This window comes from Pseudomonas argentinensis, from assembly GCF_001839655.2.
GTDB classification, from domain to species: domain Bacteria; phylum Pseudomonadota; class Gammaproteobacteria; order Pseudomonadales; family Pseudomonadaceae; genus Aquipseudomonas; species Aquipseudomonas argentinensis_B.
Genome location: NZ_CP056087.1, coordinates 4958698 through 4972342, shown reverse-complemented (window position 1 = coordinate 4972342; position 13645 = coordinate 4958698). Strand labels below are relative to the sequence as shown.

10 protein-coding genes are annotated in these 13645 nt (G+C 66.4%); 6 read left to right on the top strand and 4 right to left on the bottom strand.

What is annotated here, in order from left to right:
* Window positions 1-48 precede the first annotated feature (48 nt).
* Complete coding sequence (locus SA190iCDA_RS22635) at window positions 49-2100, top strand: AsmA family protein (protein ID WP_070886166.1); 2052 nt, start codon at window positions 49-51, stop codon at window positions 2098-2100.
* Here SA190iCDA_RS22635 and cra read toward each other — a convergent pair.
* Entirely contained in the window at window positions 2097-3086 is a 990-nt protein-coding gene (gene cra / locus SA190iCDA_RS22630) for a catabolite repressor/activator (protein WP_070886167.1), read from the bottom strand. The two genes, SA190iCDA_RS22635 and cra, sit on opposite strands and share 4 nt — an antisense overlap.
* Window positions 3087-3237: 151 nt before the next feature.
* Between cra and ptsP the strand changes: the two genes are divergently transcribed.
* Genes ptsP through SA190iCDA_RS22615 form a run of 3 tightly spaced genes read left to right on the top strand, consistent with a single transcriptional unit; the run spans window position 3238 to window position 8799 of the window.
* Window positions 3238-6111 (top strand): phosphoenolpyruvate--protein phosphotransferase, encoded by a 2874-nt coding sequence (gene ptsP, locus SA190iCDA_RS22625; protein ID WP_070886168.1) that lies wholly within the window; start codon window positions 3238-3240, stop codon window positions 6109-6111.
* Window positions 6111-7046 carry a 1-phosphofructokinase gene (gene pfkB, locus SA190iCDA_RS22620; RefSeq protein ID WP_070886169.1) on the top strand — a complete coding sequence of 312 codons (936 nt, stop codon included), beginning with the start codon at window positions 6111-6113 and terminating at the stop codon, window positions 7044-7046. The genes ptsP and pfkB overlap by 1 nt, the downstream gene beginning before the upstream one ends.
* 16 nt (window positions 7047-7062) lie before the next feature.
* Entirely contained in the window at window positions 7063-8799 is a 1737-nt protein-coding gene (locus tag SA190iCDA_RS22615) for a PTS fructose-like transporter subunit IIB (RefSeq protein WP_070886170.1), read from the top strand.
* 37 nt (window positions 8800-8836) lie between these two features.
* On the opposite strand, the gene crp is transcribed toward SA190iCDA_RS22615, so the two are convergent.
* Window positions 8837-9481 carry a cAMP-activated global transcriptional regulator CRP gene (gene crp, locus SA190iCDA_RS22610; RefSeq protein WP_070886171.1) on the bottom strand — a complete coding sequence of 215 codons (645 nt, stop codon included), beginning with the start codon at window positions 9479-9481 and terminating at the stop codon, window positions 8837-8839.
* Window positions 9482-9792: 311 nt separating this feature from the next.
* On the opposite strand from crp, the gene SA190iCDA_RS22605 reads away from it, so the two are divergent.
* The gene (locus SA190iCDA_RS22605; RefSeq protein WP_042554321.1) at window positions 9793-10218 is read left to right on the top strand and encodes an OsmC family protein; all 426 of its coding nucleotides are present in this window, start codon (window positions 9793-9795) and stop codon (window positions 10216-10218) included.
* A 39-nt stretch (window positions 10219-10257) separates the two neighbouring features.
* Here the strand turns inward: SA190iCDA_RS22605 and coq7 are convergent, their stop codons facing one another.
* Window positions 10258-10905, bottom strand: a complete 648-nt coding sequence (coq7, locus tag SA190iCDA_RS22600; protein ID WP_070886172.1) for a 2-polyprenyl-3-methyl-6-methoxy-1,4-benzoquinone monooxygenase — start codon at window positions 10903-10905, stop codon at window positions 10258-10260.
* A gap of 174 nt (window positions 10906-11079) precedes the next feature.
* Here coq7 and SA190iCDA_RS22595 point away from each other — a divergent pair, with 174 nt between their 5' ends.
* Complete coding sequence (locus SA190iCDA_RS22595) at window positions 11080-12561, top strand: AAA family ATPase (RefSeq protein WP_070886173.1); 1482 nt, start codon at window positions 11080-11082, stop codon at window positions 12559-12561.
* 3 nt (window positions 12562-12564) lie between these two features.
* Here the strand turns inward: SA190iCDA_RS22595 and SA190iCDA_RS22590 are convergent, their stop codons facing one another.
* A complete protein-coding gene (locus tag SA190iCDA_RS22590) occupies window positions 12565-13353 on the bottom strand; it encodes an SDR family NAD(P)-dependent oxidoreductase (RefSeq protein ID WP_070886174.1) in 789 nt (262 codons plus the stop codon).
* Between the last annotated feature and the right edge of the window lie 292 nt (window positions 13354-13645).

Genomic DNA, 13645 nt, shown 5'->3' with positions numbered 1-13645 from the left:
GATCAGGGACGGCGGTTGTGGGGATCGCTGATAAAAAGGGGCCGCCGCATGATGCGCCTTCGCAAGATACTTGGCTGGTGCCTTGCCAGTCTTCTGCTGTTGATTGCAGCGCTGATGCTGTTTCTGGTGCTTTTCGATTGGAACCTGCTCAAGCCGACCATCAATGCGCGGGTTTCCGAAGCACTCAATCGGCCCTTCGTGATCGAGGGCAATCTGGCCGTCGCCTGGCAGCGCGAGCCCGACGAGCCTGGCCTGCGTGCCTGGATGCCCTGGCCCCATGTTTCCGCCGAGCAGCTTAGCCTGGGCAATCCCGAGTGGGCCAAGGGCGAGCAGTTCGTTTACCTGGAGCGTGTCGAGGCCAGCCTGTCGCCAGTGCCGCTGCTGTGGAAGACCCTGTCCATCCCGCGCATTCATCTGACCGGCGCCGACGCCGCCCTGGAGCGGTTGGCCGACGGGCGGGCCAACTGGACCTTCGATCTCGGCAAGCAAGAGCAGCCGGAAGAGGAACCGGCCTCGCCCTGGGTGATGGACATCGGCACCATCGGCTTCGACAAGGCCCGGGTCAGTGTCGACGATCAGGTTTCCCAGGCCAGCGTGAACCTGCAGGTCGAGCCGCTCGGCGAGCCCATCGCCTTTGCCGAGATCGTCGGCAAGTCCGCCAGCCAGACGGACGAGGGTGCTGCCCAGCCCCAGGATTACGCCTTTGCCTGGCAGGCCAAGGGGCGTTACAAGGAGCAGGCGCTCAGCGGCAGCGGTCGTATCGGCGGCTTGCTGGCCCTGCAGGACGCCCGCTTGCCATTTCCCGTACAGGCCGATGTGCGCGCCGGCACCACCCGGGTGCAGGTGGCCGGCACCCTGACCGACCCGAAGAACCTGGGCGCCCTGGACCTGCGCCTGCGTCTGTCGGGCGTCAGCCTCGGCAACCTGTATCCGCTGACTGGCGTGACGTTACCGGATACCCCGGCCTACTCCACTGACGGGCGATTGATCGCCCAGCTGCAGGACCCGGACGGCCCGCTGTTTCGCTACGAGAAGTTCAACGGGCGCATCGGTGACAGCGACATTCATGGGGACCTCACCTTCGTGGCCCGCAAGCCGCGCCCCAAACTGTCCGGAACTCTGGTGTCCGACCAGCTGCGTTTCGCCGATCTGGCACCGCTGATCGGCGCCGACTCCAACGCCGAGAAGAAGCAGCGTGGCGCGACCAGCGTCCAGCCGGCCAACAAGGCGCTGCCGGTCGAGGAATTTCGCACCGAGCGCTGGCGCGACATGGATGCCGACGTCAGCTTCACGGGCAAGCGCATCGTACACAGCGAGCAACTGCCCTTCACCGACCTGTTTACCCATGTGGTGCTCAATGACGGCAGGCTCAGCCTGGAGCCGCTACGTTTCGGGGTGGCGGGTGGCCGGCTGGATTCCACCCTGCGTCTGGACGGCAGCGCCGCGCCGCTCAGGGCCCAGGCCCAGTTGCGCGCGCGCAATTTCCGTCTGCGCCAGCTGTTTCCCAATGTCGAGGTGATGCAGAGCAGCCTCGGCGCATTGAATGGCGATGCCGCCATCAGTGGTACCGGCAACTCGGTGGCGACCCTGCTGGGCGGTGCCAACGGGCAGGTCAAACTGCTGATCAACGACGGTCGGGTCAGCCGTAACCTGATGGAGATCGCCGGCCTCAACGTCGGGAACTACCTGGTCGGCCGGCTGTTCGGTGACAACGAGGTGGAAATCAACTGCGCCGCCGCCAACCTGGACATCAAGCAGGGCGTCATGCGCCCGCAACTGATGGTGATCGATACCGAGAATGCGCTGATCGGCGTCGACGGCACGGTGAATTTCGGCACTGAGCAACTCGACCTGACCATTACCCCCGAATCGAAGGGGCTGCGGATCTTCTCGCTGCGCTCGCCGCTGTACGTACGCGGCACCTTCAAGAACCCCAACCCCGGCGTGAAGGCCGGCCCGCTGGCCTTGCGGGGTGCCGGCATGCTGGCTCTGGGCGCGCTGGTGGCGCCAGCCGCCGGCCTGGTGGCGCTGGTGGCCCCGAGTGGCGACCAGCCGAACGAGTGCGAACCGCTGCTGCAGCAGATCCGCCAGGGGGGCTAGGGGCTGAAGCGGATCTTCAGGCACCGCTCGATGGCATCCAGGCCCGGGTGGTAGCTGCCGTCCAGGGCATCGAGCAGCCGGTCGAACACCCGCTCGGCGATGCGCTCGTGCTGCTGGGAGATGGCGTTCACGCGCAGGGGCAGGAAGTCGAGCAATTGCGCATCGCCAAAGGTGCCGAGGCGCAGATTGCGACTGTCCAGTTCGGGGTGTTCGTACAGCGCATCGAGCACCCCTTCCAGCAATACGTAGGCGGTGGTTACCAACACGTCCGGCAGGCCATCGCTGGCCAGCAGCTGCTTCATTTGCCGGTAGCCCCACTGGCGGCTGAACTGCTCGGCGTGGCTGACGTTGATCAGGCCTTCGAAGCCGGCCAGAGCATCCCGAAAACCCTGCTCGCGGGCCTGGCTGATCGGCAGTTCCAGGCGCGCGCCGATCAGCGCCGCATGCCGCTGCCCCGCCTGCACCAGGCTACGGGTCAGCTGTTCGCCGGCCTGGCGGTCATCACTGACCACCGAATACAGGTAATCGGGATCCAGGGCGCGGTCGACGGCGACCACCGGAGTGCCGGCGGCGACCAGCTGACGGTAGTCGGCGGCGTCCTGGGGCAGGCAACTGGCGACGATCAGGGCGTCGCAGCGGCGCGAGCGGAACAATTCGAGCAGCTGGCGTTCGCTGTCCGGCTGATCGTCGGAGCTGGCGATCAGCAACTGGTAGCCGGCTGCCCGGGCACGCTGTTCCAGCAACTTGGCGAGGCGCGCGTAGCTGGGGTTTTCCAGATCCGGGAGGATGAAGCCCAGGCAGCGGCTTTCCCCACGGCGCAGACCGGCGGCCTGGGTGTTGGGGCGGTAGTCGTGCTTCTCCACGATTTCCAGCACGCGCTGCACGGTGGCCGCACTGATACGCCGCCTGGCGGCCTGGCCATTGATCACGTAGCTGGCCGTGGTCACGGAAACACCGGCCAGGCGGGCAATATCGGTCAACTTCAAGTGGCTGTCTCCTCTGCCGGGCCTTCAAGGATTACCCATTATCAGGTAACGTGCCAGTGCTAGATGAAACGATTCAGCAAACGAGTCGACTAAGCTAACAAGAATGTCCGCCAAGCCCGTCTGCAGCCGGTCTTGCTTGAGGAGAAGCGTCATGCTCGAACTACACCCTTCGCAAATCCAGATGGGCCGCCAGGCCGTCGACAAGCAGCAGGCGCTGGCCCAGCTTGCCGACAACCTGGTCGCCGACGGCCTGGTGGCCGCCGGATATCTGGATGGCATGCAGGCCCGTGAGCGTCAGGGGTCGACCTATCTGGGGCAGGGCATCGCCATCCCCCACGGCACCCCGGAAACCCGCGACCAGGTGTTCCAGACCGGCATGCGGCTGATCCAGTTTCCCGAAGGCGTGGACTGGGGTGACGGCCAGCGGGTGTACCTGGCCATCGCCATTGCCGCGCGTTCCGACGAGCATCTGCACCTGCTGCAGCTGCTCACCCGCGCGCTGGGCGAGGGCGATCTGAGTCAGGCGCTGCGCGAGGCGCCGGATGCCGAGGCGATTCTCGCCTTGCTACAGGGCGCCGCGCCGGAGCTGGCCCTGGATGCGCAACTGGTGAACCTGGGCGTTGCAGCCGAGGACCTCGACGAGCTGACCTGGCAAGGCGCGCGTTTATTGAAGAAGGCCGGTTGCTCGGCGGCCGGTTTCGCCGCCAGCCTGGTGCAGGCCGAGCCGTTGCCGCTGGGTAATGGGCTGTGGTGGCTGAGCAGCGAGCAGGGCGTCGAGCGTCCGGGCCTGGCCTTCGTCACCCCGGCGCAGCCGCTGCAGCGTGGCGACCAGCCGGTGGCCGGTCTGTTCTGCCTGGCCTGTCTGGGCGAGGGGCACCGCCAGGTGCTCGAGCGCCTGTGTGACCTGCTGATCGCCGGGCAGGGCGATGTATTGACCCAGGCCACCAGCAGCCGCGGCGTGCTCGAGGCGCTGGGCGCCGAGCTGCCGGCCGATTGGCCGAGCCTGCGCATTACCCTGGCCAATGCCCACGGTCTGCACGCGCGCCCGGCCAAGACGCTGAGCGAAATCGCCCAGGGGTTCGACGGTGAGGTTCGCGTGCGCTTGGCCGATGGCGCGGATGCGACCGTATCGGCGAAAAGCCTGAGCAAGTTGCTGGCTCTTGGCGCGCGGCGTGGTCAGGTGTTGGAATTCAGCGCCGATCCGGCCATCGCCGAGCAGGCGCTGCCGGCCATCGAAACGGCGGTGCGGGCCGGCCTGGGCGAGGACGTCGAGCCACTGCCGGAGCACGCCGAGAACATCGCCGAGCCGGCCCCCGAGGCGCCGATCGCGGACACCGTGGTCGCCCCGGTTGCCGGCTCGCGTGTGCATGCCGTGGCGGCCTCGCCCGGTATCGCCAGTGGCCCGGCGTTCGTGCGGCGCATGCCGAAACTCGACTACCCCGAGCGTGGTGAGGGCGTGGCGGCCGAGCGCCAGCGCCTGGACGCCGCCCTGCAGCACATCGATGGCGAAATCCAGCGCTTGGTCGAGCGCAGCGAAGAGGCCAGCATCCGAGATATTTTCGTCACTCACCAGGCGATGCTCCGCGATCCGGCGCTGCGCGAGGATGTCGAGGCGCGCCTGGCCAGCGGAGCCAGCGCTCAGGCCGCCTGGATCGGCGAGATCGAAGCGGCCGCGGCGCAGCAGGAGTCCCTGCATGATGCCCTGCTGGCCGAGCGTGCCGCCGACCTGCGTGACGTCGGTCGGCGGGTGCTGGCGCAGCTGTGTGGCGTCGAGGCGCCGCAGGAGCCGGTCGAGCCCTACATTCTGGTGATGGGCGAGGTCGGCCCGTCGGATGTCGCCAGCCTGGATCGCCAGCGCGTGGCCGGCATCGTCACCGCCCGGGGCGGGGCGACCGCCCACAGTGCGATTATTGCCCGGGCGTTGGGCATTCCCTGCGTAGTGGGTGCCGGTGAAAGCCTGCTGCTGCTGGACCAGGGCTGTCACCTGCTGCTCGACGGCGACCGTGGCCAGCTGTGGGTGCAGCCTGACCAGGCGACCCAGGCCCAGGCCGAGCGAGAGCGGCAGGCCAGCGAGCAGCGCCGCGAGCGTGCCCATGGCGAACGCCTGCAGCCAGCGCACACCCGCGATGGTCACGCTGTCGAGGTGGCCGTGAATATCGGTGCCAGTGGCGAAGCGGCCGGTGCGGTCGAGCTGGGCGCCGAAGCGGTGGGCCTGCTGCGTACCGAACTGGTGTTCATGGACCATGGCCAGGCGCCCGATGTGGCCACCCAGGAAGCCGAGTACCGCCGAGTGTTCGATGCCCTGCAGGGCCGGCCGCTGGTGGTGCGCACCCTGGATGTCGGTGGCGACAAGCCACTGCCGTACTGGCCGATGCCGGCAGAAGAAAACCCCTTTCTCGGGGTGCGCGGCATCCGTCTGACCCTGCAGCGCCCGGACATCATGGAAACCCAGCTGCGCGCCCTGTTGCAGGCCGCCGAGGGGCGACCGCTGCGCATCATGTTCCCGATGGTCGGGCAGGTCGAAGAGTGGCGTGCGGCGCGGGAGATGGTCGACAAGCTGCGCGGCGAGATTCCCCTGAGCGACCTGCAGCTGGGCATCATGATCGAGGTGCCATCCGCCGCGTTGCTGGCACCGGTGCTGGCCCGTGAAGTGGACTTCTTCAGCATCGGCACCAATGACCTGACCCAGTACACCCTGGCCATCGACCGTGGCCACCCGACGCTTTCCGCCCAGGCCGACGGCGTGCACCCCTCGGTGCTGCGCTTGATCGGCATGACGGTCGAGGCCGCCCATGCCGAAGGCAAGTGGGTCGGTGTGTGCGGCGAGCTGGCCGCCGACATGCTCGCCGTGCCGCTGCTGGTTGGCCTGGGGGTCGACGAGCTGAGCGTGGCCGCGCGCAGTATCCCGCTGGTCAAGGCGCGGATCCGCGAGCTGGATCTCCGTCATTGCCAGGCCCAGGCCCGCCAGGCGCTGTTGCTGCCCAGTGCGACGGCGGTGCGGGCCTTGGTCGAGGAGGCGCACTGATGGCGCGGATTCTTACCCTGACCCTCAACCCGGCGCTGGACCTGACCGTCAGCCTCGATACCCTGCAGCCGGGCAACGTCAACCGCAGCCTGGGCATGACCAGCCATGCGGCGGGCAAGGGGCTCAATGTGGCGCAGGTGCTCGCTGATCTCGGCCACAAGGTCACGGTCAGCGGCTTTCTCGGCCAGGCCAATGCGGCGCCATTCGAGCAGTTGATTCATCGCCGGGGTTTCACCGATGCCTTCGTGCGCGTGCTGGGTGAGACGCGCAGCAACATCAAGCTCGCCGAGCGCGACGGCCGCATCACCGACCTTAACGGACCGGGCCCCGAGGTGGACGAGGCCCATCAGGCGCAACTGCTCGCTCGGCTGGAAGAGATCGCCGCGGGTCATGATGCGGTGGTGGTGGCCGGCAGCCTGCCGCGCGGGGTGACGGTCGAATGGTTCGCCGCCCTGCTGCGCCGGCTGGCGGCCTCTGGCCTGCCGGTGGCGCTGGATACCAGTGGCGCGGCGCTGCGGGCCGGGCTGGCGACGAGCCCCTGGCTGATCAAACCCAACGAAGAGGAACTGGCCGAAGCCTGCGAGCTGGAGCCGGCGTCCGCCGAGCAGTTGGGCGCCGCCATCGACACGCTGCGCGCGGCCGGTGTCGAGCACGTGCTGCTCTCGCGGGGCTCGCAAGGCGCCGACTGGTTCGGCCCCCATGGCGTGCTCAATGCCCGGCCACCCCGAGTGGAGGTGGCCAGCACCGTGGGCGCTGGCGATTCGCTGCTCGCTGCCACGCTGCACGGCCTGCTCAGTGATTGGCCCGCCGAGCGCACGCTGCGCCTGGCAACGGCGGTCGCCGCTCAGGCGGTCACGCAAATCGGTTTCGGAATTCATGATCGGCAACAGCTCGCCCGCCTGGAAGCGGCCGTGACTGTCACGTCGAAACAATAATTAGAGGTCGCTGCAAATGAATGTGCTGATCGTTACTGCCTGCCCCAACGGGCAGGTTACCAGCGTGCTGTGTTCCCGCCTGCTGCAGGCGGCGGCCGAGCGGCTAGGGTGGTCCACCCAGGTCGAAGTGCACGATGCCAAGGCCATTGGCTCGCCGTTGAGCGCAGCGGCCATCGAGGCCGCGGAGTTGGTGCTGGTGGTCAAGACCGGCGAGCTGGATCTGCAGCGTTTCGTGGGCAAGCGCGTGGTGCAGTCGACGCCTTCCGAGGCGCTGGCCGACCCGCAACAGTTTCTGCGCAGCGCCGCCGAGCAGGCGCAGGTTCTCGAGCAGGCGGCGCCGGTCGCTGCCGCGGCTTCGGGCAAAGCGAAGCTGGTGGCGATCACCGCCTGCCCCACCGGTGTAGCGCACACCTTCATGGCGGCCGAGGCGCTGCAACAGGCGGCCGAGCAACTGGGCTACGACTTGAAGGTCGAGACCCGCGGCTCGGTCGGCGCGCGCAACCTGCTCGACGAGGCGAGCATCGCGGCGGCCGATGTAGTGCTGCTGGCCACCGATATCGAAGTGGAAACCGACCGCTTCGCCGGCAAGAAGGTCTATCGCTGCGGCACGGGCATCGCCCTCAAGCAGCCGAAGCAGACGCTGCAGAAGGCCCTGGCCGAAGGCGTTCTGCAACAGGGCGCGGGGCAGGCGCAGAGCGCCGAGAGCGGCAAGTCCGCCACCAGGAGCGGCCCCTACAAGCACCTGTTGACCGGGGTGTCCTTCATGCTGCCGATGGTGGTGGCGGGGGGGTTGCTGATCGCCCTGTCGTTCGTGTTCGGCATCGAGGCCTTCAAGCAGGAAGGCACGCTGCCAGCGGCGTTGATGAAGATCGGTGGCGATGCCGCGTTCGCGCTGATGATCCCGGTGCTGGCGGGTTATATCGCCTATTCGATCGCCGACCGCCCCGGGCTTGCGCCGGGGATGATCGGTGGCATGCTGGCCAGCGCCCTGGGCACCGGTTTCCTGGGCGGCATCATCGCCGGCTTTCTGGCCGGTTACCTGGCCTTGGGGCTGAACCGCTGGCTGCGCCTGCCGCAGAGCATCGAAGCGCTCAAGCCGATTCTGCTGATTCCGCTACTGGCCAGCCTGGTCACCGGCCTGGCGATGATCTACGTGGTGGGGACCCCGGTTGCCGGCATCATGGCGTCCCTGGAGACCTTCCTGCAGAACATGGGCACCACCAACGCGATCCTGCTCGGGCTGCTGCTCGGCGGCATGATGTGCGTGGACCTGGGCGGGCCGATCAACAAGGCCGCTTATGCCTTCTCGGTTGGCCTGCTGGCCTCGCAGAGCTATGCGCCGATGGCCGCGACCATGGCTGCGGGCATGGTGCCGCCGATTGGCATGGCCATCGCCACCCTGCTGGCACGGCGCAAGTTCAGCCAGACCGAGCGTGAGGCCGGCAAGGCTGCCGGGGTGCTGGGGTTGTGCTTCATTTCGGAGGGGGCGATTCCCTTCGCCGCGAAGGATCCACTGCGGGTCATCCCGGCCAGCATCGCCGGTGGTGCACTGACCGGCGCGCTGTCGATGTACTTCAGCTGCAAGCTGATGGCGCCGCATGGCGGCCTGTTCGTATTGCTGATCCCCAACGCCATCAACCATGCGCTGCTGTACCTGCTGGCTATCGTGGCGGGCAGCCTGGTGACCGGCGTGGTCTACGCGCTGATCAAGCGCCAGGAAGTCGAAGCCCTGGCGGTCGCTGCCAAGGCCTGAAAGAACAATGGGGCATTGATCGATGCCCCATTGCGGTTCAGCGAGTGCCGAAGACCACCATGGTCTTGCCCTTCACGTACACCAGGCCCTGTTCCTCCAGGGACTTGAGGACGCGGCCGACCATTTCCCGCGAGCAGCCGACGATACGGCCGATTTCCTGGCGGGTGATCTTGATCTGCATGCCGTCCGGGTGGGTCATCGCATCAGGCTGCTTGCACAGGTCGAGCAGGGTGCGCGCCACGCGCCCGGTCACGTCGAGAAACGCCAGGTCGCCGACCTTGCGGGTGGTGTTGCGCAGGCGCTCGGCCATCTGCGAGCCCAGGGCGAACATGATGTCCGGGTCCTGCTGGGTCAGTTCGCGGAACTTGGTGTAGCTCAGCTCGGCCACTTCACATTCGGTTTTCGCACGTACCCAGGCGCTGCGCTCCTTTTCGGCGCCTTCCTTGCAGAACAGCCCCATCTCGCCGAAAAAATCGCCCGGGTTGAGGTAGGCGATGATCATCTCGCGGCCATCGTCATCTTCGATCAGGATGGTGACCGAGCCCTTGACGATGAAGTACAGGGTTTCGCTGCGGTCACCAGCGTAGATGATGGTGCTCTTGGCCGTGTAGCGACGACGGTGGCAATGGGCCAGGAGCTTGTCGAAGTTCTTGACCTTTGGCGTGAGGGTAATAGCGACCATGCCTGGAATTCCAAATGGGTGAAGATGGGCCTGTGACAGGCGTGATTAGATGACGCTGTCCAGTTCCGGTACGACCTGCTGCGGCCCGGGTGAATACCTTGTTCTTGATTGTTATCGAGCGGGAACCTGTCATACCGCATGAACGCGATTGTGCCACTAAAACGGCATCATCATGGACGGTGATACCTACCGGCGGTCCGTTTTTGTGAGTTGTTGCACGTTCTTACGGGAACTCTACCAGCATCTGCGGCTCGCGGTGCAAATGCAGCGCTGTGATAAGCTGCCGGCCTTTTAAGAGGAGGGCGGCAACGATGAAAGCTCGCGTTCAATGGGCCGGGGAAGCGCTGTTTCTCGGCGAGTCGGGCAGCGGCCATGCGGTGGTGATGGACGGGCCTCCCGAGAACGGCGGCCGCAATCTGGGCGTGCGCCCCATGGAAATGCTGCTGATCGGCCTGGGCGGCTGCAGCAACTTCGATGTGGTGAGCATCCTCAAGAAATCCCGCCAGCCGGTCGAGAGTTGCGAAGCCTTTCTGGAGGCCGAGCGGGCGTCCGAGGATCCCAAGGTGTTCACCAAGATTCACCTGCATTTCGTGGTCAAGGGCCGCGGCCTCAAGGAAGCCCAGGTCAAGCGGGCGGTAGAGCTGTCGGCGGAGAAGTACTGCTCGGCTTCGATCATGCTCGGAAGGGCTGGCGTGGAGATCACCCACGATTACGAAATCGTCGAGCTGGGTGCCTGAGAGGGCAGGGCGACTCGCATCGCCCTGTGATTGTTCGGGTCAGATGCGGTAAGTGGTTTTGGTCATGACTTTGGACAAGAGCGTCATGCCCAGCTTGACCGGTGCGGGGAAACGCACGCCACCGGCATCCAGCGCGGTGTTGGCGTGCTCCAGCTCATCGCTGCGCATCTGCGCCAGAATCGCCCGGGACTTGGCGTCCTGTTCGGGGATCTGCTCCAGGTGCTCGTCCAGGTGCTTGACCACCTGATCCTCGGTCGCGGCGACGAAGCCCAGGCTGACCCGGTCGCTGACCAGGCCGGCCACCGCACCCACGCCGAACGACAGTCCGTAGAACAGCGGATTGAGCACGCTGGGATGGCTGCCCAGCTGGCGAATGCGTTGCTCGCACCAGGCCAGGTGATCGATTTCCTCATCCGCCGCACGTTCCATGGCTTCGCGCACCCGCGGCAGTCGCGCGGTCAGCGCCTGGCCCTGATACAGCGCCTGGGCGCACACCTCACCGGTGTGGTTGATGCGCATCAGCCCGGCGATATGGCGGGTCTGCTGGGCATCGAGCTCGGTTTCCTGCTCGACGATGGCGGGCGACGGGCGCGAGGGTTGCCCACTGAAGGGCAGTAGCGTGCGCAGCGCCATATCGGCTTGCAGCAGCAGGCGGTCGGCGGGTGAATAAAGGCGGTCGTTGGCCATGAGGTTTCTCCGGCGAGGACATGAGCGGCCAGTCTACCGCAAATGGTATTTCCAGGTCGCGACGCCCGGCGCGCAGGGGCAAATGTGCGGCACGTCCATTGCGCCGCATCCGTCACTTGCTCGCCCGCCAGGTTGGCAGGACTATGTGCTGCCGCTTGGGCATAAGGAGTTGCTGTGAAGAACGATATTCACGACCTGGGACTGGTGCTCGATTCCAAGGTCAAACTGGTACTGATCGAGTCCTGGGACGAGCGGCGGGTGCTGGAAACCCTGACCGGCCTGGCGGTGCGCCGCGGCCTGAGCCTGTTCACCTGGTCGATCACCGGTGGTTTGCTGCGCGGCGACTTCATCGGCGAGGCATTCGCCGAGAGCGATAGCCACGAGCCCGAGGCGGCGTTGCGGCTGATCAAGGCCGACCCGCAGGCCAGCCTCTACGTGATGTGCGACCTGCATCCCTTTCTTGCCGACAACCCGAAGCTGGTGCGCCTGCTCAAGGAGGTCGCCATGGCCGATGCGGCCCAGGCGCCAACCCTGGTGCTGGTGTCCCACGCTTGCAAGTTGCCGCCGGAGGTGCAGCGTTATGCCGCCCGTTTCAATCTGGCGCTGCCGGGTGAAGACGAGCTGCTGGCCATCGTGCGCGAGGAGGCGGCGCGCTGGAGCGAGCGCAACCGTAATCGTCGGGTGCGTACCGACAACCGCACCCTGCAGCAGGTGGTGAAGAACCTGCGTGGCATGAGCCACGCCGAGGCGAGGCTGCTGGCGCGCAACCTGATCTGCGATGACGGCGCCATCACTCAGGAAGACCTGCCGGAGTTGAACAAGGCCAAGTTCGAGCTGCTCGATCTCGACGGCGTGCTCAGCTATGAACACGACACGGCGCGGTTCGCCGATGTCGGTGGGCTGGCCAATCTGAAACGCTGGCTGGGCGAGCGCCAGCGCATGTTCTTTGCCGGCGAAGGTGTGGACATCCCCAAGGGCATGCTGCTGGTCGGGGTGCAGGGTTCGGGCAAGAGCCTTGCAGCCAAGGCGGTTGCCGGGCTGTGGGGCTTGCCGCTGCTGCGCCTGGATTTCGGTTGCCTGTACAACAAGTTCTTCGGTGAGACCGAGCGCAATCTGCGCGAGGCGCTGGCGCTGGCCGAACAGATGTCGCCCTGCGTGCTGTGGGTCGACGAGATCGAGAAGGGCCTGGCCAGCGGCGACCAGGATGGTGGCGTCAGCCAGCGCGTGCTGGGAACCCTGCTGACCTGGATGGCCGAGCGCAAATCCTCGGTGTTCATGGTGGCGACCGCCAACCTGATCGATCGCCTGCCGCCTGAGCTGGTGCGCAAGGGACGTTTCGACGAGCTGTTCTTCGTCGACCTGCCCGAGGCCGAGATCCGCGCGGAGATCTTTCGCATCCACCTGCAGCGCCGCGAACTGGAACCCTCGGCGTTCGACCTGGCGCAACTGGCGGCGGCCTCCGACGGTTTTTCGGGCGCCGAGATCGAGCAGGTGGTGGTCAGCGCCCTGTATGCGGCCCAGGCGCAACAGCAGGCGGTCGATAACGGCACGCTGTTGCGGGGTATCCAGGCCACCTCGCCGTTGTCGGTGATCATGGCCGAGCGGCTGGGCGAACTGCGGGCCTGGGCGCGCGGGCGGACGGTCAGCGCGAACTGAGGCTCAGGGGCGGCCGAAGCGGCGATTGATGCGCGCCGAGATTCGCCGCACCAGCCAGCGCGGAAACAGCCGGGGCGCCATCGTCAGCAGGCGATTGCGCCAACCGGGCACGATGATCGCGCGGTTACGCTCCAGGCCGCGCACGGCGATCAGTGCCACCTCTTCGGCGCTCAGCATCAGCTTGCCGCGTTCGAGCGCCGTGGTATCTAGCTGCGCATTGCGGAAGAAGGCGCTGTGGGTCGGGCCGGGGCAGAGCACCGAGACCTTGACCCCATGGGGGCGCAGTTCCTCGCGCAGCCCTTCGGAGAAGTGCAGCACGTAGGCCTTGCTGGCGTAGTAGCTGCTCATCCAGGGGCCGGGCTGGAACGCGGCGACCGAGGCGATATTAAGAATCTGCCCGTGGCCGCGGGCAGCCATGACCGTGCCGATGGCGTGGCACAGGCGCGCCAGGGCCAGCACGTTGACTTCCAGCAGTTGCTGCTCACGGCGCCAGTCCTGGGCGACGAATGCGCCACCACTGCCCAGCCCCGCATTGTTCACCAGCAGCTCGATGACCTGGCCGTTCTGCTCCAGCTCATGCAATAGACCGGAAAGCTGCAGCGGTTCGCTGAGGTCGCAGACCCGAAACAGCACGTCCACGGAAAAGCGCTGGGTCAGCTCATAAGCGATGCTTTCCAGCGCGTCGCGTTTGCGTGCCACGAGGATCAGGTTACGCCCGCGACGGGCCAGCGCTTCGGCCAACGCAAGGCCGATGCCGCTCGAGGCACCCGTGACCAGGGCATAACGTGACATGAGGTTCTCCAGAGCACTTCGCGGGCGGGTGTATAGCCTATCCGCAACCGAGCTGTCAGCGCTGCACTAGCAGCGCCGGCGAAGAAAATAAAATGCTTAGGGTCTGTTGCCGTTTCACGCACGGCCGCGCCGGAGCCCGTTTTGCCGCGAAGCAAGGGCCGCGCCCGCTCCCGGCGGGCTTGCGGCATTTCCCACATCCATGTGGGTCACACAGCCGCGAAATTTTAGTGAGCTAAATGAGCCGGCGAGAAACGTAGCATCGCGGCAAAACGGGCCCGGCCCTTCGGGTGGG

What these genes read in the sequence shown, in the direction of transcription:
- SA190iCDA_RS22635 (WP_070886166.1), top strand. Translation starts at nt 49, where the DNA reads ATGATGCGCCTTCGCAAGATACTTGGCTGGTGCCTTGCCAGTCTTCTG.
- ptsP (WP_070886168.1), top strand. Translation starts at nt 3,238, where the DNA reads ATGCTCGAACTACACCCTTCGCAAATCCAGATGGGCCGCCAGGCCGTC.
- pfkB (WP_070886169.1), top strand. Translation starts at nt 6,111, where the DNA reads ATGGCGCGGATTCTTACCCTGACCCTCAACCCGGCGCTGGACCTGACC.
- SA190iCDA_RS22615 (WP_070886170.1), top strand. Translation starts at nt 7,063, where the DNA reads ATGAATGTGCTGATCGTTACTGCCTGCCCCAACGGGCAGGTTACCAGC.
- crp (WP_070886171.1), bottom strand. Translation starts at nt 9,481, where the DNA reads ATGGTCGCTATTACCCTCACGCCAAAGGTCAAGAACTTCGACAAGCTC.
- SA190iCDA_RS22605 (WP_042554321.1), top strand. Translation starts at nt 9,793, where the DNA reads ATGAAAGCTCGCGTTCAATGGGCCGGGGAAGCGCTGTTTCTCGGCGAG.
- coq7 (WP_070886172.1), bottom strand. Translation starts at nt 10,905, where the DNA reads ATGGCCAACGACCGCCTTTATTCACCCGCCGACCGCCTGCTGCTGCAA.
- SA190iCDA_RS22590 (WP_070886174.1), bottom strand. Translation starts at nt 13,353, where the DNA reads ATGTCACGTTATGCCCTGGTCACGGGTGCCTCGAGCGGCATCGGCCTT.